Raw genomic sequence first — 21,251 nt, 5'->3', positions numbered from 1 at the left:
CTGTGGAACCACCTGAATCCATTCCGAACTCAGAAGTGAAACGCAGTATCGCCGATGGTAGTGTGGGGTCTCCCCATGCGAGAGTAGGTCATCGTCAAGCTCTTATTCTAAAACCCCCTTCCGGTAACGGTCGGGGGTTTTTCTTTTTAGATCTTCCGACGACGCTTGCGTAACAAAACATCAATACATCCATTCTTGTCACCAATATTACTAGTATTTTGTACTAACTCCGACAATTTAGAATTTCTATAAAAATAAATTCTAACAAAAACAAAAAGATATCTATTTCAATCTGATGGAATGTTTTGTGCTGAGGCTATGTATCTTTCCCTAAATAGCTGTCAGGAGCGTATCTGTGATTGTCTTAGCCGAAGTTGGTTGCGTTGCCGATGTAATCGATGCCGAAGAAAGCACAGATTTGATCGTTGCTTACGCCAGTGAAGATGGCGATATGGTCGAACAGCATTTTGGCTCGGCTTTGGGATTTTATGTCTACAAGATTAATGGCGATTCTGCCGAACTCATCGCCACTAAGTCTTTTGGCAAGGAGCTGAAAGACGGCAACGAAGATAAGCTCAAACCTAAGCTGGCGTGGCTGGTTGGCAGCGATTTGGTGTATTGCGCTTCGATCGGAGGATCGGCGACTAAGCAGCTTATTGCATTAGGCATTACACCGATTGTGATCAAAGGCGGCCCGGATGTTGATGACTTGATATCTGAGTTGCAGCAAGAGCTTAACGATGGTCCGAGCGCTATGATAAAGCGAATACTGCAACAGAAAGCCCCTAGGGCAGAAAATCGCTTTGACGATATGGATGACGAAGGCTGGGGCGGTTAAGGCGATATGAAAATACAAATAGATAAGCCTTATGCCGAAGAACTTGTACAGAATTTCTCTGAGTTGGAGGGATTGCTTGAACAGTTAAAGCTAGGCAGTCGAGTCGAAGTCCCTTTTTACGAGTTATCGTCTGCGCAGTTGAGTTTTCTCGGCTATATCTATAATGAAGCTGGGCCGGCAATGAGAAATCGAGCCGCTCAGATTCACACATTTAATACCGCATTGCAGTACGCTGGGACGCGTTATAGAGAAGGCGAATTAGAAACCTTAGTGGTTGATGTCATCGAGTTTCTGGTGCAAGGGGGAAGTCGAGGCTGGCTGTTCCATGCCAATAAATCGGGTAAACCTATTGCCTTCTTGGTCACTCGCATTGATTTTACCCCTCCAGGAGAAGAAGAATCTGGGCGGATTTTGGTGGAATTGAAAGCCAATGGTATGGCTAAGATTAACGTACAAACCGTCATGATTTCTGAGCGCGATATTCTCGGTAAAACTGTTGCTGAAATTTTCGCCTGTAAGGGCTATCTCAAAGAAACCCCAGAGCTCCTAGCCGCTTACGATGACTCAGCAGAACGCTTTTACCAATGGCGCTCAGATTATGGACGGCAGTTTTCTGGTAGCGGCACGGGTATTTATGCGGAAGATCCAACGGCTTCGCACCGGACAACGGATTGGGCGAGGAAAAGTCATGTGGTGCTGTCTTCATCGGGTGGCTATGCGCGCTTAGTGAATGATGAGGCCATATTAAAAGAGCGTGCGCTAACTTTGGATACCGGCGGTGAAGTACTGAGTAAGTACTTGCGCAAAGCTGGCCGGAGTGTGAAGTTTAATGAAAAGGTGGAGTCTAAAGCAGAAAAGCTTAAGGATGAGATTCCAGCGGGTATGTTTACCGAACTGCCGGTGCACGGCTATATTTTGATGTTTCATATGGATCTGCATCATCATCTCTGGGTGCATGTGGATGATATGACCCCTTATGTTTATCAGCCCGAATTAAAAGACAAGCTTATCCTACCTCCGGAACAGACCGACCTGATCGACATCCTTACTGCAGAGATGGATATGCTGATGGATGATATCGTTGAAGGGAAATCGGGTGGAACTACCGTGCTGTGTGCAGGGCCAGCTGGGGTCGGTAAAACCCTTACGGCTGAAGTGTATTCCGAAATCATTAAACGCCCTCTGTATCGCGTTCATTCGGGCCAGCTAGGGTTAAGCGTTGCTGAAATGGAGCAGGCTTTAAAAGAAACACTCACTCGTGCTCAGCGTTGGGGAGCCGTGATGTTGATTGATGAGGCCGATGTCTATATTAAACGCCGTGACGATAATATTGCTGCAAATGCTGTCGTCGGTGTATTCCTACGTGTACTGGAATATTTCAATGGCCTGCTGTTTTTAACCACTAACCGCGTTAATGATATCGACGAAGCCATTGTTTCGCGTTGTATCGCGATGATTAAGTATTATCCGCCTAATCAAGAGGATCGCCGTCGAATTTGGCAGGTTATGACAGATCAGTTTGGTTTGAATATTGATGGTGATTTGGTCAATTCACTGGCGGATTTTTTTCCAGAAGCGAGTGGCCGTGATATCAAAGGCTTGGCCAAGTTAGTAGCAAAATACTGCCATCACAAATCGGTTGAGCCTTCGTTGGAAGTCTTTAAACGATGCAGTATTTTCCGTGGCATGGACGTCATTCATGACGCTTAATTTTCCGTTAAAAAAGTGCAGTCGCAACTCATGATGCCTAATTTCCCAGTAAAAGTCGCAGTCGCAACGAAAGATGGTATTTCGATTAATGAACACTTTGGGCATACCAAGCGGTTTTGGATTTATCAGTTAGATCAAGAAAGCTGCAAACTTGTAGAGCAGCGCGACGTAGAAAATTATTGTCTTGGTAATAGCTCAAGCCAGTCGGCAATGGCGATGATTTTAGAAACAATCAACGATTGCTACGCCGTCATGACGGCCAAGATTGGTGATGGGCCAAAGGATAAACTCGCCAAAATCAATGTACAAGCGGTGTCGTGGTACGCCTATGAAGCGGTTGAAGAATCCTTAGTGGACTATGCCGCACGCGCTTCTATTGAGCCCGATTTATGACCAGACACCTTAAAAAAGGCACCTTAGGTAGGAGTCGTACATGTTGAAATTTTATATGACACCGGGTTCGTGTAGCACTGGCATTCATATTCTTTTAGAAGAGTTAGAACAAGTTTTTGCCGTGTATATCGTCAACCTTCCTAAGGGGGATAATTTAACAGCGGATTATCTAGCCATTAACCCTAAGGGAACAATTCCTACTTTAGTGCGCGATGACGGCACTGCATTAACGGATTTTTTGACCATCGCTTGGTGGCTGGCAAAATCTTTTCCTAAAAAGGGATTAATTCCTGATGATGCAGAAGCGGAATTGCGCGTTCTTGAAGTGTTAAATTATGCGGTTAATACAATTCATGGTCATGGATTTACTCGTATATTTACCACGGATCGCTACGCCTCAGAGCAGAGTGAACAAGAAAGAGTAAAAAAGCAGGGCGAGATTTTGGTCAAGAAAGGCTTCACCTATATTAATCGATTATTGTCGCCGTCTGGTTTTGTTGTGGATCATTTTTCTATTGCCGATGTTGCTTTGTTTTACAATGAATTCTGGGCTCAACGTCTTGGTATTAAGTTACCGGAAGGCTGCCAAAAACATTATGAACTGATGCTAGGTCGTAATGCGGTACGGCAAGTGTTGTCAGAAGAAGGGTACGGATCAATATTTCGTTAGCGCTGAATGTCTATAGGCGATAGACATTGGATTTAAGAGTGTTAAAAAGCCCGAGCAAAGGATATTGCTCGGGCTTTTTCTGTTTACGTATCGGCGCTCAATGGGTCTATCTCATCACGCCTTAGTAACAATCTCGATAGGATACACGGCGGCAGGCTTAAGCGTCGGATTCAGCTTTATCATTTTAGCGCCTATTTCTCCTAACGTTTTAGCGCGGTTGCTCGGTGATGGGTGAGTGCTCATAAACTCAGGTTGGCTACCACCACCGGCTTTTTGCATTTTTTGCCATAGTGATACAGCCGCCTCTGGCTTGTATCCAGCGCGAGTCGCCAGCTCAATACCAATTCGATCCGCTTCAGATTCTGCTGTACGACTGTTCGGTAGCTCAAGTGCAAATTTAGCCGCTAAAGCTGCACCGCTCAGGGCCGTTTGGTTATTCTCAGTGACGACTGCTGCAGCACTTAAGCCAGCGCTCATCATCATGGCGCGCGACATACGCTCCGCGGTGTGGTTTGCCAATGCATGAGAAATTTCGTGTCCCATAATTTGCGCTATCTCGTCGTCGGTAAGATCTAGCTGAGTAACAATGCCACTATAAATCGCCATACGTCCACCGGCCATGCACCAAGCGTTCAGGGTGTTGGCATCATTGATAATAGCGACACTCCATTTCCAATCTTTGGTTTCTGGATGCATAGCAACGGCTTCAGTGACTAAGCGCCCAGTAATAGTTTGAATACGCTTTACCCAAGCGGAGTCCGTGATGAGCTGTTTATTGCTATCGAGTTCCGTCACTGTGCTCAGGTAGGCAGTTTCCGACGAGGAAATCGCAGACTGAGGCGAAACCAGCATCAATTGTGAGCGGCCAGTAGGGCTGGTTGAGCAGCCGATTATAAGGCTGGTGATTGCGGCGGTAATAAGTAGTTTTTGCATGAGTTACTCTAATACATGGATAACTAGTGGTAGGACAAAATAAGTGGCGCAGAGTTTACGTCTTCTTGATGGCTAAAACACCCTGCAAACACGCTTCTGACTCACGAGGTTGGCTGAGCTCTGTTATACTGGCCAACTTCAATGATCTTAAGAGTTACCGCCGTGTTTGCCGATATCGAATTTAACCCCCGTATTCTTTCTGGCCTTGAAAAGCAGAACATTTCAGCGCCGACAGAAGTGCAAGCACAAATGCTGCCGTTGGCAATGGCAGGAAAAGATTTAAAGGTGTGTGCGGAGACCGGAAGCGGTAAAACGCTTGCTTATCTATTACCCATTATGGAAAAGCTACTCCAGGTTGAGGCTAGCGACTCTGCGACACGCGCTTTAGTGCTAGTACCAACACGCGAGCTTGCTCGCCAAGTGTTTAAAGCAGCGAAGCAATTAACCGACTTAACAACGTTGAACGTTGGTGTGCTTACTGGCGGCGAAGAGTTTAAGTATCAAGCGTCGATGCTGCGTAAGAACCCAGAGATCATTATCTCTACCACGGGCCGACTAGTGGATCATATTCGCCGTGAGACTGTCGATCTGAGTGATCTTGAGTTTTTGGTACTGGATGAAGCGGACCGTATGCTGGATATGGGCTTCTCCGAAGATATGGAGATCATCGTCGGCAAGGCAAAGAAAGAACGTCAAACCTTCATGTTATCAGCGACACTGCGTCATGAAGGGGTAGGCCGTATTGCTCGCGCTATGCTCAATAAGCCAGAAGAAATCACAACGAATACTGCTCAAGTTCAGCATGCTTTTATTCGTCAACAGCGTATTTTGGCTGATGATAACGCGCATAAAGATCGCTTAGTAACTTGGCTGCTAGCTAATGAAACCTACGACAAAGCCATTATATTCGTTAACAAGCGTATGGAAGTAGAGCGCTTATCTGAATTCTTACGTCGTCATCGCAATGGTATTGCCATGCTGCACGGCGAAATGACTCAAGATGAACGTAATTACGTTATGCAGTCGATACGTGAAGGTAAGCGTCAGATCTTAGTGGCAACCGATGTTGCAGCGCGTGGATTAGACGTTGAAGGTCTGGATCTGGTTATTAACTATGATCTTGCTCGTAAAGGCGATGAGTATGTTCATCGAATCGGTCGTACTGGTCGTGCGGGTAAAGAAGGTTTGGCGATCAGTTTGATTGCGGCGCATGAGTGGAATTTAAAAGCTTCTATCGAGCGCTATCTCGAGATTCAAATGGAATCGCGTCAGATCTCTGAACTCAAAGCCGAATATAAAGGCCCGAAAAAAGTTAAAGCGTCTGGTAAGGCGGCAGGTCCGAAGAAAAAGCCAAAAGGTAAAGTGCCAGCAAAAGCAGCTGGTCGTAAAGCACCTTCGGACAAGAAGAAACTGGGCCCTCGCCCAAGTCGCCCGAAAACTGAAGAAACAGAAGCAAAGAAGAGCAATCTTATGGATAACTCTGGCTTTGCTCCTATCCGTCGTCAGAAGCCTCAGAAATAAGGCTTCGGAAACATTGCAGGGTTACATTAATTGCCGAAAAGGCCGTTATTGTAATCCTGTATTGCTTGTTCAATCTCCTCGCGAGTATTCATTACAAAAGGTCCATAGTGAGCTACCGGCTCTTTAATTGCCTTGCCTGTAAGTAATAACAATTGCGTATTTGACTTTGCCTGTAGCAGCAAGGTATCTCCCGTCTGATTAAATACTAGCAAGGACTTCTCGGGCGCTGCTGGTGAAGTCTCTAATTGCCCTTCATATACGTAGGCCAAGGTATTGTGGCCGGCATCGATAGGAATAGTTACTTCTAAACCTGCCGGCAAATAGAGATCAAGATAGCGTGCCTGTGCTGCTAAGTCTTGCAGCGGGCCTTGTAACTCTTGGCCATTCAATTGCCAGTTTCCAGCAAGGGCTTTGGCATTAATGCCTGTATTTAGTGTGCATTCTGTTATTTCGTCAGCAGGCACATCGCGATATTTCGGCGCATCCATTTTGTGTTTAGCGGGCAAGTTGATCCATAATTGAAAGCCATGCAAGCGAGACATTTCTCGACTTGGCATTTCACTATGAATAATGCCTCTACCTGCAGACATCCACTGCGCGCCACCACTGCGAATTTCGCCTCGATTACCCAAGTGATCGCGATGCTCTAAAGCACCAAAGCGCAAATAAGTGAGTGTTTCCATGCCGCGATGTGGATGTGGCGGAAAGCCCCCGATATAGTCATCAGGATTGTCGGAACCTAATTCATCTAGCATGAGAAAAGGGTCCGTTACTGTTGTATCAAATAGCGCTACGCGGCGAATTTTTACGCCATCGCCATCAGAACTGGCATGACTAGGTATGATGGTTTGCAGGGTGCGGTGTGACATAAATCCTCCTTTAATAGCGCTACTTTACTGTGCTTTAGAGAAAATATTGAGGGGATTTTTTCGCATAAACCTTTCGATTTATGCGAGTAAGTTTACAGGGCGGCGGCTATACCGCCGATTGTGCTTCCACTTGATCATCTAAGCCACGAATAATGGCATTTTGTAGTGCTTCACACTGCGCAGCATCGGAATACGGTTGCCCTTTACTATTCACAATAAAGAATATATCCGATACCCGTTCTCCTTCGGTCAGGATCTTTGCACCTTGGAGTTGAGCATTAAATTCAGAAAGAATAGCGCCCATTCGTGCCAACAAACCTGGACGATCAGCTGCGATAACTTCTAATACAGTGCGATGCATGATGGGATCGTTACTCATGGTTACCTGTGTTTCCACCATAAATTGTTTTAGCATACGCGGCGTTCGCCTTTGGATGATGGTCGTAAAGTCATTCGGATCTGACAGTGCTGCCCGCAGAGTGTCGCGAATATGTTGTAGGCGCTGCGGGTCATTTATTGCATGATTGTTTTCATCAAGAACGATATAGGTGTCTACAGCGTTGTTATCAACTTCAGATGTCATGATGCGTGCGTCTTGAATGTTGAGGTTCAGTTGATCCAGTGTCGCGGTGGTAACCGCAAATAGATTCGGTTGATCTTTCATGAAGATAAAGATCTGCGTCGCGCCTTCGAATTGTTGGTCTGAGGTCTGCCGAATAGAAATTAATGGTGTCGCGCTAGTACCGTGAGCGTTAATTTCTAAACTGTGCCAGACAATATTATCAACACCTTCGCGTAAAAAATAATCGTCTCCAGGTACGCCCCAAATTTCACGAATACGTTCTTCGCTTAAGCCATGAGCCAAAAGTTGCTGAATAGCTTCCTGCTGGATTTCTTCGATCAGGTCTTCTTTATGAATTGGATTCTCTAATCCTCGACGTAGTGCGGCTTTGGTGTTGCGATAAAGCTCGCGCATTTGTTCTGCACGCCAAGGCGTCCAGAGGTCGGGATTCGTACTAAAGATATCTGCTACCGAAATTAAATACAGCATATCAAGGTGGTGCTGATCGCCGATTTCCAAGGCAAAGTGATGGACGTCTTCAGGGTTGTTAATATCAATACGTTGTGATGCGTTCGACATTAACAAGTGATTCGTAACCAACCAAGAAACCATATGAGAGTCGGTCGGGCGCAAATTGTGTTGGCGACAAAACGCTGCGGCTATTTCACCACCGTTCGCAGTATGGTCGCCATCAATGCTTTTACCTGTGTCATGCAGCAGTGCTGCTAAATACAAAATTTCTTTCTTTTGCACTTTATGGATTAAGCGCGAAGCAATAGGAAAGTGTTCTCGCACATCGCCAAAGCGGAAGTGACGCAGTAAGCGCGCCATGCGGAAGCTATGCTCATCAACTGTATATTTATGGAATAAATCGTATTCCATCATGCCTATAATGTGGCCGAATTCAGGAATGTAGCGTCCTAAAATACCGTATCGCATCATGCGTGATAGTTCGCGTACAACGCGCGAACGGTTGCGCATTAACTGCATAAACAATTCATTGTGTTCGTGGTTATGGCGATACTCATCATCAATTAAACGACGATTATCCCGCAGCGCACGAATCGTTCCCGAATGAATGCCCTTCGCTTGTGGTAACTGCGCCATCAATAGAAATACGCGCAATAACCAAGAAGGATCTTCGACAAATAAACTCGGCGTAACGTGCTGTAAATAGCCATTACATAGGACGAAGTGTTCGTTAATATTCTCGATATTCTCTGGATTGCCGCATCCCATATAGTCTTCATTGAAATGCAGCAATAACAAATCACATAATTCAGTGGTGGATAATTGGTTGCGATAAAACTGAGCCATAAACTGCTCAACACCTAAGCGTTGACCGTCATCAACATAACCCAGTAGTTCGGCAATTTCTCGTTGTAGGTCAAATAGCAGGCGATCTTCTTCACGACCGGCGATCATATGTAGAGCGTAACGTACTTGCCATAAAAAGCTCAGGCTTCGCGCTAAGCGGCGGTGTTCGAATTCTGTTAAAAAGCCTTGTTCTTCTAGGCTTTGAAGCGTGCCTTTACCAAAGTGACGCATAGCTACCCAGCTTACTGACTGTATGTCGCGCAGAGTGCCTGGTGAATTTTTTACGTTGGGTTCTAAATTGTATTCGGGATCATCGTGCTTTTTATGGCGGTTTATCAACTCTTGCCATTTAGCGGTGAAAAACTTTTCAGCCGGCCATATTTCTGTTGCCGCTACTCGGTTCGTTAATACTGGGTGTAGGCTTTGATCACCGGCTAAATGTCGGCTTTCCATCATGTTAGTAATGATGGTGAGATCGCCATCGGCTTCGGATACACATTCGTCTAGCGTTCTAACGCTATGACCCACATCAAGCTTGAGATCCCAGAGCAGGGTTATAAAATCTTGCAGTGCCGCGCCGTTGGCATTAATCGTATCTTCATTCAGAGCAAGTATAAGGACGTCTATATCGGAATGAGGATGTAGCTCTGCCCGGCCATAACCGCCGACAGCAATAAGTGCGATGCCTTGGTCTGATAATTTACGATGCTGCCACAAGCATTGCAGCATGGTATCCATCAACTTTGCACGATGGGGTACTAACGTGTTTGCATCGAATGTTGCGCGAAAATACGCATGTGACTCTTCTTGAATGCGTTTCAGAAGAGGCTTAATAACCGGTAGCGGCGAGGGAGCGGCAGCCAGCCGCGCCATCAGATCTTGAGCATCAATCGTGGGTAGTGAAGGCATGTCCAATGACTGACTCACTTCCAGAATAGCTCTTCTTCTTTGCGCTTAGTTAATACTTCAACGCCAGTTTCAGTAACCAACAAGGTATGCTCCCACTGTGCAGATAATTTGCGATCTTTCGTGACCACCGTCCAACCATCTTTTAACAGCTTATTGAAGCGCGTGCCCATATTAATCATCGGCTCAATGGTAAATATCATCCCCGCTTGGATTGTCATCCCTGTGCCTGGGCGTCCGTAGTGCAGAACTTGCGGATCTTCGTGGAATACTTTGCCAATACCGTGACCGCAATACTCGCGTACCACTGAGTAATGATTGCTCTCGGCGTGTTGCTGAATAGCATGACCAATATCTCCTAGTTGTACGCCTGGCTTAACCATATCGATGGCTAAATATAGGCACTCTTGGGTGATATCTACGAGGCGCTTGTTAGCTGGTGCTGCTTCGCCAATATGGAACATCTTACTGGTGTCACCGTGATAACCGTCTTTGATGACGGTGATGTCTAGATTGACGACGTCACCTTTCTTTAGAATTTTGTCGTCGCTTGGAATGCCATGACAAATAACTTGGTTAACGGATGTGCAGATCGACTTTGGAAAGCCGTGATAATTTAGCGGTGCAGGAATCGCTTGCTGCACGTTAACGATATAGTCATGACAAATGCGATCTAACTCACCGGTGGAAACGCCTGGCTTCACATATGGTTCGATCATTTCTAGTACTTCGGCGGCGAGACGGCCGGCGATGCGCATTTTGGCTATATCGTCAGCCGTATTGATGGTTACGCTCATAATAAAGGGGGCGACCTTAATCGGTATCTTGGAAATGCATACATTGTACTGGTTGTCTGGCGTTGGTTGAACCAGCAATCGCAGTGCGAGGTCAATCGTACAGTTATTCTGGTCAAAAGCATCAGAAAATGGTATAAAGCGCCCGCGAAAAAATCGCCGTACACCGCCCAATGCACTGCAAGGTGGGTATGAAATGACACACACGTACTATAACGATACGTCGGGGTGCCTATGAAAATAGGTCGATGTTGAGGGTACGTGGAGGCCTAACCCTACATATATAAGGTAAATACCATGGCACAAGTTAGCATGCGCGATCTGCTTAAAGCAGGCGTTCACTTTGGTCACCAAACTCGTTACTGGAACCCTAAGATGGGTAAGTACATTTTCGGTGCTCGTAATAAAATTCACATCATCAACCTAGAACATACTGTTCCAGCGTTGAACGAAGCTCTTAAATTGGTTGAAGCTCTAGCTGCGAAAAACAACAAGGTATTGTTTGTTGGTACTAAGCGCGCTGCGGGTAAGATCATGAAAGAACAGGCTGAGCGTTCTAATATGCCGTTCGTTGCACATCGCTGGTTAGGCGGTATGTTGACTAACTACAAAACGATTCGTCAGTCGATCAAGCGTTTGCGTGAATTAGAAATTCAGAAGTCCGACGGTACTTTTGAACAGCTGACTAAGAAAGAAGCGTTAATGCGTACTCGCGAGATGGAAAAGCTTGAGCGTTCTATCGGCGGTATCAAAGAGATGGGCGGTTTGCCTGATATGTTGTTCGTAGTTGACGTTGATCACGAGCGCATCGCAGTTCAGGAAGCTAACAAGCTGGGTATCCCAGTTGTCGGTATCGTTGATACTAACTCAAACCCAGATGGCATTGATTACGTTATCCCAGGTAACGACGATGCGATCCGTGCAATCCAAATCTACGCATCTGCAATTGCAGACGCAGTATTGGAAGGCAAGCAGGGCAATGGCACTGTTGATGAGTTCGTAGAAGTGGCTGAAGAAGCTCCAGCTCAAGAAGCTGCTGAATAATCGCTAGGCTCACTGGAAGGAGGGGGCTTGCCCCCTCTTTTTCGATGCAAGATTACTGACAAGTTAAAATAGAGGAAGACACACATGGCAAACGTATCAGCTGCAATGGTTAAAGAGCTGCGTGAGCGTACTGGTCTAGGCATGATGGAGTGCAAAAAAGCACTGACTGCTGCTGAAGGCGATATCGAATTAGCGATTGAAGATCTGCGTAAGAACTCAGGCCTAAAGGCTGCTAAAAAAGCAGACCGTACTGCTGCCGAAGGTAAGTTGCGCGTTATCATTAATGGTGGCGTTGCTGTCGTTGTTGAAGTTAACTCTGAAACTGACTTCGCTGCTGGTGATGCTAACTTCAATGCTTTTGCCGACAAGGTTGTTGAAAAATTAGCGGCTACAAAAGAAACTGACGTTGCTGCTCTAATGGCCGGTGAATTAGAAGCTGCGCGTGAAGCCCTGGTACAAAAGATCGGTGAAAACATCACTGTTCGTCGTCCAGCGGTTATTGAAGCTGAAACTTTGGGTGCTTATATCCACTCAAACGGCAAGATCGCTTGTATCGTTGCCCTGAAAGGCGGCAATGAGGAAACTGCGAAAGACATCGCTATGCATGTAACTGCTTCGAACCCACGTGTTGTTCGCGCAGAAGATATGCCAGCTGAAGTTGTTGAGAAAGAGAAAGAAATCATTAAAGCTCAGCCAGATATGGCTGGTAAGCCAGACGAAATCGTCGAAAAAATGATGGGCGGTCGTATCAACAAGTTCCTGAAAGAAAACAGCTTGCTAGACCAGCCGTTCGTTAAGAACCCAGAGCAAACTATTGCGCAGTTGGCTAAAGCCGCTGGCGCTGAAGTAATCAGCTTCCTACGTTTGGAAGTTGGTGAAGGCATTGAAGTTGAAAAAGTAGACTTCGCTGCTGAAGTTGCTGCACAGCTGAAAGGCTAATTGCTAGCAAAGGGTAGACACTCCTTGTGAATACCCCATCATATGCCGGGCTCGCCCGGCATATTTGTATTTATTCAGAACTTCCGTAATCCCATTTGGAGACCTTTCATGGCTGAACAAAAAAGTCCTAAATATAAACGCATCCTACTTAAGCTGAGTGGTGAGGCGCTGATGGGCGAGCTGGAATTTGGTATTGATCCCAAAGTGCTTGATCGCATGGCACTGGAGATTGGCCAGCTGAAAGGGATTGGTGTTCAGGTAGGTTTGGTGATCGGCGGTGGTAATATTTTCCGCGGTAAAGCGTTGAGCGAAGCCGGTTTAGACCGAGTTGCAGGCGACCATATGGGAATGTTGGCAACTGTGATGAATGCGTTAGCCATGCGTGATGCGTTAGAACGCGCCAATATAAGCACGCGTGTCATGTCCGCAATTCCAATGAGTGGCGTTGTTGACCATTACGATCGTCGTAGCGCGATGCGTGCTTTATCTGTTGGTGATGTTGTTATTTTCTCCGCAGGTACTGGCAACCCATTTTTCACAACGGATTCAGCAGCTTGCCTCCGTGGTATCGAAATTAATGCCGATTTGGTTCTAAAGGCGACGAACGTCGATGGCGTGTATACTGCAGATCCGAAAAAAGACCCAAGTGCTGAAAAGTACAGCCGCTTAACCTATGAAGAGGTGCTGGAAAAGCAGCTGGGCGTAATGGATTTAACCGCGATATGCTTAGCGCGCGATCATAAAATGCCGCTACGTGTATACGATATGAATGAACCAGGTGTTCTTGCTCGCCTTGTGACTGGCGGAAGTGACGGAACCCTGATTGTAAGCGAGGAATAAGGGCATGATTAACGACATTAAAAAAGACGCTGAAGAGCGCATGGCGAAGAGCCTTGGCGCTCTGGTGGATGCATTTAAACGAGTACGTACGGGTCGTGCTAACCCGTCTTTGCTCGATAGCGTTATGGTGAACTACTACGGTACGCCAACACCATTAACTCAGATTGCTAACGTCACCGTAGAAGACGGCCGTGCTTTGGCTGTGAGTCCTTGGGAGCGTAACATGGTGCCTGAGATTGAGAAGGCTATCATGAAGTCTGATTTGGGCTTAAATCCCTCGACGACAGGCGACACTATTCGTCTGCCAATGCCTGCTTTGAATGAAGAACCTCGTAAAAACTACATCAAACAAGCGCGCACAGAAGCTGAGAAAGGTCGTGTTTCTGTTCGTAATATTCGTCGTGACGCAAATGGCACTTTGAAAGACTTACTGAAAGACAAAGAAATTTCAGAAGACGAGCAACGCGGTGCTGAAGACCAGATTCAAAAGCTGACCGATAATTTTATCGCTCAAGTGGACAGCCTATTGGCTGATAAAGAAAAAGACCTGATGCAGGTCTAACTTCGGCGGCGATTTATGTCTACCAGTATTGATGAAGGACAGGCCGCCCAAGGCCAGGTTCCGCGTCATGTTGCCATCATTATGGATGGTAACAATCGCTGGGCTAAAAAACGGTTTATGCCCGGCGTTGCCGGTCATAAAGCAGGGGTTGATGCGGTTCGCGCTGTGGTTGAGGTATCTGCCCGTGAAGGGGTAGAGGTTCTGACGCTATTTGCATTTAGCAGCGAGAACTGGCGTCGCCCAGAAAACGAAGTTACCGCACTCATGCAGTTGTTTGTTATGGCACTGCAACGAGAGGTGAAAAAACTTCATCGTAATAATATCCGGCTGATAGTTATGGGGGATATTCAAGGTTTTAATGATCAAATTCGTAGGTTGATCGCAGAAGCTGAAGAATTGACCCGTAACAACGATACGATGACGCTGGTCGTTGCCGCCAACTACGGCGGTCAGTGGGATATTGCTCAAGCGGCGCAACGCTTAGCGGAAGATGTGCAGGCCGGTAAATTGAACCCTGCAGATATCAATGAGCAAGTTTTTCATCGTTATACTTGGCTGAACGAATTTCCTGCCCCTGATCTTTTGATTCGCACGGGTGGTGAAGAACGCATCAGCAACTTCATGCTCTGGCAAACGGCGTATTCTGAATTCTATTTCAGTGATGCGTTTTGGCCTGATTTCAAAGAACAAGAATATAAAAAAGCGTTAGCCACGTTCGCCGACCGTACTCGACGTTTTGGCCGTACTGACGATCAGTTAAAGGATGCCAAACAAGGTGACTAAGCAGCGTGTAATAACAGCGTTGGTACTCGCACCGGTGATGATCATCGGTATTTTCTTTCTACCACTTAAGCCTTTCGCATTTTTCATTGCGGCTATTGCTACTATTGGTGCGTGGGAATGGGCGAATATCGCTGGGTACCAAAAAAATTGGAGTCGACTCGCTTACGCCTTTATGGTGTTTCTAAGTCTTTACGTTAGTGCTCGAGTGCTGCGTGTCTATCCAGAATTAACTATCTATTTCCTAGCGGCAGGCACGCTGTGGTGGATAGTCGCATTCGCATTAGTGAAGCGTTATCCGGGCGGTACTAGCCTGTGGGATGCGCGTGAAGTCCGTGCATTCCTTGGTTTATGTGTGCTTATACCAATGTGGGTAGGGTTCATGCATCTAAAGGAGTCGCCACACAGTTCATTATTGATTATCTATGTGATGTTGATCGTCTGGGGTGCTGATACCGGTGCTTATTTTGCTGGACGGCGTTGGGGTAAAAGCAAGCTCGCGCCTAATGTCAGTCCGGGTAAATCTTGGGCAGGATTTTGGGGCGGTTTAGCCACTACTTTATTCGTCGGCGTTTCGTCCTCGTGGGCAGTTGACCGTTGGTTGCAGCCACTCACTAGCCAAGATGTTATCAATATAATGATTATCACTGTGGTTACTATGGTTATTTCTGTGCTCGGCGACTTAGTTGAGAGCATGATGAAGCGCCATCGCGGTATTAAAGATAGTTCATCACTTTTACCGGGTCATGGTGGTGTGCTTGATCGTATTGATAGTATGGCGGCGGCAGTGCCGGTATTTGCATTTTGCATGATGTTGACGGGCTGGGGTTTAATGCCATGAGGCAAACCATCACCGTGCTTGGGGCCTCTGGTTCTATTGGTCAAAGTACGCTCGATGTCGTTCGTCGCCATCCTAATCGTTATCAAGTGTTCGCACTCAGTGCAGCACGTAGTATTGAACGTATGTTAGAAGACATACGCGAGTTTCAACCACGCTATGCTGTGATGGCCGATGCGGGTGCTGCTGTGCAGCTTTCTGAGTTGTTAGGTGACTCGTCTGCAACAGAGGTGCTTGCTGGTTGTGATTCACTGGCAATGGTGGCATCTCATCACGATGTCGATATGGTGATGGCTGCTATCGTTGGCGCCGCTGGATTATTACCAACCATCGCAGCGGCAGAAGCTGGCAAGCGTGTTTTGCTCGCCAATAAAGAAAGTTTAGTGATGGCCGGCCCATTGTTTATGGAGGCTGTTCGCCGTGGTGGAGCAACTTTGTTGCCTATCGACAGTGAGCACAATGCCATATTTCAGTCGCTGCCTGCTCACTATAATGGCGAGCTCCGCAAAAATGGTATTCGTAAGATTTTGCTCACCGCATCTGGTGGTCCATTTCGAGGGAAAACACTCAGCGAATTAGCTAATGTCACTCCTGAGCAAGCGGTTGCCCATCCCAACTGGTCTATGGGCCGGAAAATTTCTGTCGATTCAGCAACGCTAATGAATAAAGGTTTAGAGTTAATCGAGGCCTGTTTTTTATTCAATTGTCAGCCTAGTGATATCCAAGTTGTCGTTCACCCGCAGAGTGTTATTCATTCTATGGTGCAGTATTGTGAGGGTTCCGTTATCGCACAGTTAGGACAACCTGACATGCGCACGCCGATCGCTTATGGCATGGCATGGCCTGAGCGTATTGAAGCGGGGGTGGCCTCATTGGATTTATTTGAAATATCGCGTCTTGAATTTTGCCCGCCTGACCATGAAACATTCCCTTGTTTAGCCCTTGCTGGGCAAGCGTTTGCTGCGGGTGGCAGTATGCCGACCGTGTTAAATGCAGCTAACGAAATCGCCGTTGACGCTTTCTTACAGGAACAAATCGCCTTTAACCAGATTCCAACCCTGATTCGTGATGTAATGGGGATGCATGTGGTTACCGATATTGAATCAATCGACCATGTAATAGAGGCTGACCGCTGGGCTAGAGATTGCGCTAGCCAGTGGATTTCACGGAGTGTGGCATGACACTGCTGTATTTTATTATCGCGATCAGTATCTTGGTTGTAATCCACGAATACGGGCACTTTTGGGTGGCTCGTCGTTGTGGTGTGCATGTTTTACGCTTTTCGGTCGGATTCGGTAAGCCGCTTTGGTCTATTCGTGATAAACGCGGCACTGAGTATTCAATCGCCCCGATTCCTCTGGGCGGTTACGTCAAAATGCTCGATGAGCGTGAAGCGCCAGTTCCCGAACACTTATTAGATCAGGCTTTTAATCGTAAGCCTGCGTGGCAGCGTATTGCTATCGCCTCGGCAGGACCTATTGCTAATTTCTTATTTGCCATTGCCGCCTATTGGGTTTTGTTTGTAGCAGGTACGACGGGGGTTGTGCCTGTTGTCGGTGATGTCAGTGAGAACTCACCAGCGGCCCTAGCAGGATTGAAATCAGGTGACGAAATTCTCGCTGTTAACGGTGACGCAACGACTAGCTGGGAACAAGTCAGCTGGGAGCTAATCAGTTATATTGGCGAAGATGCGACGATTACTCTCACTGTTCGCGGCGATACGCTAGTCGAGCACAGCGTTAATATTGAAGTTGCTGAGTGGCTAGCAGGGGCGGATGTTCCTGACCCTATTTCTGGTTTAGGTATTGAGCCGCGCCGTTTAACAATACCTGCAAAATTAGGACAGATTGTCGATGGTAGCCCCGCGCAAGCTGCGGGTTTGCAAGTTGGGGACTTAGTCGTCGCGGTTAATGGTGAGCCAATGGCAGATTGGTCGCAGTGGGTAGACGCCGTGCGTGTTGCCCCGAACCAGCCTTTGCAGATCGAGATTCGCCGCGATGATCAGTTGTTGGACTTAATACTGACGCCTGAGCGTGCCACTTTGGCTGACGGCGCGGTGGTCGGTCGTGTTGGTGCCGGTGTCGAGATGCCAAGTATTCCCGACGACTGGCTACGAGTGAGTCATGCGGGGATTATTGATGGTTTTGCCCTCGGTGTTAGCAAAACATCAGATTTAATAGGCTTTACTTTAGAATCCTTATGGAAAATGCTCGCCGGTGATCTATCCGTAAAGAACTTGAGTGGGCCGATTACGATTGCTAAAGTAGCCGGCGCCTCGGCATCGAGTGGGCTTGAATCTTTTGTTGGATTTTTGGCCTTGTTAAGTGTCTCCCTCGGTGTTTTGAACTTATTGCCGGTGCCCATGCTGGATGGCGGCCACATTCTTTTTTACCTAGCTGAGATGCTGCGTGGTAAACCTTTACCAGAGCGATTACAAATTGCTGCTGTTCAAGTTGGAATGTTTTTAATGCTCAGCTTAATGCTGGTTGCTTTCTACAACGATATTAGCCGGCTCTAACGGGGCTGGAATTCACTGGATTATTGACTACATGCGTTCGTTGCTGTTTACGCTTTTTTTCTCATTGTTCACTTGTTCTGCTCTAGCTGAGTCATTTGTTGTAGAGGATATCCGTCTTGAAGGCTTACAACGCGTATCGGCAGGTACCGTTTTCGAGAGCTTCCCAGTTAACGTTGGTGATAGTGTCGATGACGCCCGTCTAGCAGAAGCAACGCGTCGTTTATTTCGTTCAGGATTATTCAATGATATTCAGTTGCTGCGTGACGGTAACGTTTTAGTGGTTGAAGTTGTAGAGCTACCCACTATTACCACCATCAATATTGAGGGTAACAAGGCGATTCAATCGGACGCTCTGCTCGATGGCTTGAAGCAGTCAGGCTTGGCAGAAGGTCTAGTCTTCAAACGGTCGACGCTTGAACGTATTTCACTTGAATTAGAACGTCAGTATGTCGCGCAAGGGCGTTACGACGCTCATATTGAAACCACGGTCGTACCTCAACCCCGCAACCGCGTTTCGCTGGATATTCAGGTTGAAGAGGGCAGTGTTGCGAATATTGCTCATATCAACGTTGTCGGCAATAGCGTGTATAGCGACGAGGAATTGCGTAAGCAGTTTCAATTACAAGAAACTAATTTCTGGTCATGGTATGCCAGCGACAATAAATACAGCCGCGAGAAGTTGGCGGGCGATTTAGAGAATCTGCGGTCGTACTATCTGGATCGCGGTTATATCCGTTTTAATATCGAATCTACCCAAGTATCGGTATCGCCAGACAAAAAAGGCGTGTACATCACCATCAATGTGACTGAAGGTGATATTTACACCGTCAATGATGTCCGCTTGGCTGGTGATCTGGTCGTTGATGAAGCTGAACTTGCTAAGCTTTATCTAGTTCGCAACGGTGAAACATTTTCACGTCGTCGTGTAACTTTAACCAGCGACCTCATGACTAAGCGTCTCGGCAATGACGGCTACACCTTCGCTAAAGTGAATGGTATTCCTAAAATTGATGACGAAGCGCGTACAGTCGATATGACCTTCTTCGTCGAGCCGGGCAAGCGTACTTATGTTCGTAGCATCACGTTCAGCGGTAATGAAGGCACAATGGATGAAGTGTTACGACGAGAGATGCTGCAAATGGATGGTGGTTGGGCATCTACAGAGAAAATAGAAGCCGGTAAAAATCGCTTAAATCAGTTAGGTTTCTTTAAAACCGTTAACGTAGAAACGCCCGCGGTTCCGGGTACTGATGATTTAATTGATGTGAATTACTCAGTGGAAGAACAGCTGAGCGGTAGCCTTAACTTTAATATTGGTTACGCCGCTGGTAGTGGCATGATCTTAGGTGCCAGTGTCAGTCAGAATAACTTCTTGGGCTCTGGTAATCGAATGTCATTAGGCGTACAAAAAAATGACACAACTCAGTCGTATAATTTTTCTTACTTGAATCCTTATTACACCATTGATGGTGTGAGTCGCGGATTTAATTTGTTCTATCGCGAGACGGATTATCAAAGCTTAAGCACTGTTAGTGATTATCAGACCAACACTAAAGGCGGTAACGTGACATTTGGTTATCCGATTTCACGCCGCCAGCGTTTATCATTCTCGGTGGGATATGCAAATACTGAAATGTTTAAAGGAACCACAGTTCCAGCCGAGATTACCGACTTTATTGATACTGAAGGCACAGTGTTCGATGAGTACACATTAGGGCTTAATTGGCGTTATAACTCTCTTAACCGTGGTTTATTTCCTACGGCCGGTACAGAGCATAAGCTGTCTGCAGATATTTCAGTCCCCGGCAGTGACTTAACCTATTACAAACTGGGTTATACCGCTAACTATTATCTTCCGATTGTTGATGAATGGGCGATACGTTTACGCACTGATTTAGGCTACGGCGACGGATTTGGCGATTTAGACCGCTTACCGTTCTTCAAGAACTTCCGCGCCGGTGGTATGGGTTCGATTCGTGGTTATCAAAGCAACAGCTTAGGGCCGAAAGGTTTGCCGGAATACGCGCCAGTTGAAGTGGTTGAAACGGATAGCAATGGTGATGTGGTATATGAATTAGATAGCCTAGGTCGTCCAGTAATTGATACCAATGCGCCAACCACCGTATTCGTGACGGATTCTGATGGTGCCGCTGAAGCCGTTTCTAATACATCTCAATACAAACCAAAATATAAAACGGATAGCACAGGCTCTGCGGTGACAGCGCCGTATTTCCTTGAGAGTGAACGTTCTCTAGGTGGTAATATTCTGGTGGAGACTAGCCTAGAGCTAATCTTCCCAATGCCATTCATTGAAGACCGCAGTTCAGTACGTAGTGTGGTTTTCCTTGATGCTGGTAATGCGTTTACCAGTGAATGCTACGTCCCAAATGACGCAGATATTCCAAACCTAACAACCCATCCGTATTGCTCGGAAGGTGTTGATCTAGGCCAGATTCGTACCAGTGTGGGTGTGGGTTTGACTTGGATTACCGCAATTGGTCCACTGACGTTTACCTACTCAGTGCCACTCAATGATAAGCGCGGTGATAAGACCGAAGGGTTTGAATTCTCGCTGGGACAGGTATTCTAATACCGATAATAAATTAATGAGGAGTTAAGGATGCGTTGGTTATTAATAGTTGTTGCTGCACTAGCAGTCAATGTGGCTGTAGCCGCTGAAACAAAAGTAGGCGTGATTGATATGGAACGTGCCCTGTTCCTATCGGATGCAGCCAAGTCTGCGGTGAAAAAATTTGAGGCAGACAACAAAGCTGACATCGAGAAGCTGAAGTCGTTGCAAAAAGACTTGATGGAAACACAGGCTAAGTTAGAGAAAGAAGCCGACATCATGGGCGAAGAAGAGCGCCGCAAGTTAGCAAATGGCATGGAGCAAAAATCGTCCGAGTATCAGTTTTATGGCCGTAAGCTAAAGCAATTAGAAGACAAGTGGAAGAAAGAATTATTCAATGAACAATTGCCTGAACTTGAGAAATTGCTTAAAGAAATTATCGACGAAGGAAAGTATGATGTCGTCCTGAACTCGGGAGCCGTAATTTATAGTTCACCGAGTGTTGATTTGACTAAGCTGCTGCTTGAGCGTTTAAACACTAAGTAAGCGGTATTCAATACCAGGATTACGCATGAACATAAGCCTTGCTGAGCTGGCTCGGCATCTCGATGCTGAGCTTCGCGGAGACGGCGAGCAGGTGGTATCCGG

19 protein-coding genes and 1 rRNA gene are annotated in these 21,251 nt (G+C 46.6%); 16 read left to right on the top strand and 4 right to left on the bottom strand.

Annotated elements, in window-relative coordinates; translation table 11 throughout:
• The 5 genes from rrf to UXZ23_RS06175 all read left to right on the top strand — a co-directional run.
• A 5S ribosomal RNA gene (gene rrf, locus UXZ23_RS06195) occupies positions 1-100 on the top strand; the annotation flags it as partial.
• Positions 101-355: 255 nt separating this feature from the next.
• Positions 356-838, top strand: a complete 483-nt coding sequence (locus tag UXZ23_RS06190; protein ID WP_320819756.1) for a NifB/NifX family molybdenum-iron cluster-binding protein — start codon at positions 356-358, stop codon at positions 836-838.
• 6 nt (positions 839-844) lie between these two features.
• Positions 845-2,548 (top strand): AAA family ATPase, encoded by a 1,704-nt coding sequence (locus UXZ23_RS06185; RefSeq protein ID WP_320819755.1) that lies wholly within the window; start codon positions 845-847, stop codon positions 2,546-2,548.
• 30 nt (positions 2,549-2,578) lie between these two features.
• A complete protein-coding gene (locus UXZ23_RS06180) occupies positions 2,579-2,941 on the top strand; it encodes a NifB/NifX family molybdenum-iron cluster-binding protein (protein WP_320819754.1) in 363 nt (120 codons plus the stop codon).
• Between the two features lie 40 nt (positions 2,942-2,981).
• Complete coding sequence (locus tag UXZ23_RS06175; protein ID WP_320819753.1) at positions 2,982-3,611, top strand: glutathione S-transferase family protein; 630 nt, start codon at positions 2,982-2,984, stop codon at positions 3,609-3,611.
• A 114-nt stretch (positions 3,612-3,725) separates the two neighbouring features.
• Here the strand turns inward: UXZ23_RS06175 and UXZ23_RS06170 are convergent, their stop codons facing one another.
• Positions 3,726-4,544, bottom strand: a complete 819-nt coding sequence (locus UXZ23_RS06170) for a M48 family metallopeptidase (protein WP_320819752.1) — start codon at positions 4,542-4,544, stop codon at positions 3,726-3,728.
• 141 nt (positions 4,545-4,685) lie between these two features.
• Here UXZ23_RS06170 and UXZ23_RS06165 point away from each other — a divergent pair, with 141 nt between their 5' ends.
• Entirely contained in the window at positions 4,686-6,065 is a 1,380-nt protein-coding gene (locus UXZ23_RS06165; RefSeq protein ID WP_320819751.1) for a DEAD/DEAH box helicase, read from the top strand.
• A 26-nt stretch (positions 6,066-6,091) separates the two neighbouring features.
• Here UXZ23_RS06165 and UXZ23_RS06160 read toward each other — a convergent pair whose 3' ends face one another.
• From UXZ23_RS06160 to map, 3 genes are all read right to left on the bottom strand, one after another.
• Entirely contained in the window at positions 6,092-6,934 is an 843-nt protein-coding gene (locus tag UXZ23_RS06160) for a pirin family protein (RefSeq protein ID WP_320819750.1), read from the bottom strand.
• Between the two features lie 106 nt (positions 6,935-7,040).
• Positions 7,041-9,740 (bottom strand): [protein-PII] uridylyltransferase, encoded by a 2,700-nt coding sequence (gene glnD, locus UXZ23_RS06155; protein WP_320819749.1) that lies wholly within the window; start codon positions 9,738-9,740, stop codon positions 7,041-7,043.
• The gene (map, locus tag UXZ23_RS06150; RefSeq protein WP_320819748.1) at positions 9,737-10,516 is read right to left on the bottom strand and encodes a type I methionyl aminopeptidase; all 780 of its coding nucleotides are present in this window, start codon (positions 10,514-10,516) and stop codon (positions 9,737-9,739) included. The genes glnD and map overlap by 4 nt, the downstream gene beginning before the upstream one ends.
• Before the next feature lie 294 nt (positions 10,517-10,810).
• Here map and rpsB point away from each other — a divergent pair, with 294 nt between their 5' ends.
• From rpsB to UXZ23_RS06100, 10 genes are all read left to right on the top strand, one after another.
• The gene (rpsB, locus tag UXZ23_RS06145; RefSeq protein WP_320819747.1) at positions 10,811-11,557 is read left to right on the top strand and encodes a 30S ribosomal protein S2; all 747 of its coding nucleotides are present in this window, start codon (positions 10,811-10,813) and stop codon (positions 11,555-11,557) included.
• Positions 11,558-11,641: 84 nt separating this feature from the next.
• Positions 11,642-12,496 (top strand): translation elongation factor Ts, encoded by an 855-nt coding sequence (gene tsf / locus UXZ23_RS06140; protein ID WP_320819746.1) that lies wholly within the window; start codon positions 11,642-11,644, stop codon positions 12,494-12,496.
• Positions 12,497-12,604: 108 nt separating this feature from the next.
• Positions 12,605-13,336, top strand: a complete 732-nt coding sequence (gene pyrH / locus UXZ23_RS06135) for a UMP kinase (RefSeq protein WP_320819745.1) — start codon at positions 12,605-12,607, stop codon at positions 13,334-13,336.
• Between the two features lie 4 nt (positions 13,337-13,340).
• The gene (frr, locus tag UXZ23_RS06130) at positions 13,341-13,898 is read left to right on the top strand and encodes a ribosome recycling factor (RefSeq protein WP_320819744.1); all 558 of its coding nucleotides are present in this window, start codon (positions 13,341-13,343) and stop codon (positions 13,896-13,898) included.
• Positions 13,899-13,913: 15 nt separating this feature from the next.
• Entirely contained in the window at positions 13,914-14,681 is a 768-nt protein-coding gene (locus UXZ23_RS06125) for an isoprenyl transferase (RefSeq protein ID WP_320819743.1), read from the top strand.
• Positions 14,674-15,519 carry a phosphatidate cytidylyltransferase gene (locus UXZ23_RS06120; protein ID WP_320819742.1) on the top strand — a complete coding sequence of 282 codons (846 nt, stop codon included), beginning with the start codon at positions 14,674-14,676 and terminating at the stop codon, positions 15,517-15,519. Before UXZ23_RS06125 ends, UXZ23_RS06120 begins: the two co-directional genes overlap by 8 nt.
• Complete coding sequence (ispC, locus tag UXZ23_RS06115; protein ID WP_320819741.1) at positions 15,516-16,697, top strand: 1-deoxy-D-xylulose-5-phosphate reductoisomerase; 1,182 nt, start codon at positions 15,516-15,518, stop codon at positions 16,695-16,697. The genes UXZ23_RS06120 and ispC overlap by 4 nt, the downstream gene beginning before the upstream one ends.
• Positions 16,694-18,034: an RIP metalloprotease RseP gene (rseP, locus tag UXZ23_RS06110; RefSeq protein ID WP_320819740.1), complete on the top strand. Its 1,341-nt coding sequence runs from the start codon at positions 16,694-16,696 to the stop codon at positions 18,032-18,034. The genes ispC and rseP overlap by 4 nt, the downstream gene beginning before the upstream one ends.
• Before the next feature lie 31 nt (positions 18,035-18,065).
• Positions 18,066-20,624, top strand: coding sequence for an outer membrane protein assembly factor BamA (gene bamA / locus UXZ23_RS06105; RefSeq protein ID WP_320819739.1), 2,559 nt, complete (start codon positions 18,066-18,068; stop codon positions 20,622-20,624).
• 30 nt (positions 20,625-20,654) lie between these two features.
• Positions 20,655-21,149 carry an OmpH family outer membrane protein gene (locus UXZ23_RS06100; protein ID WP_320819738.1) on the top strand — a complete coding sequence of 165 codons (495 nt, stop codon included), beginning with the start codon at positions 20,655-20,657 and terminating at the stop codon, positions 21,147-21,149.
• Positions 21,150-21,251: the final 102 nt, after the last annotated feature.

Origin of the sequence: Thalassolituus sp. (genome assembly GCF_034111725.1) — a bacterium.
GTDB lineage: Bacteria > Pseudomonadota > Gammaproteobacteria > Pseudomonadales > Oceanobacteraceae > Thalassolituus.
The sequence above is the reverse complement of the archived record's forward strand: the minus strand, read 5'-3'. Positions and strand labels throughout refer to the sequence as shown.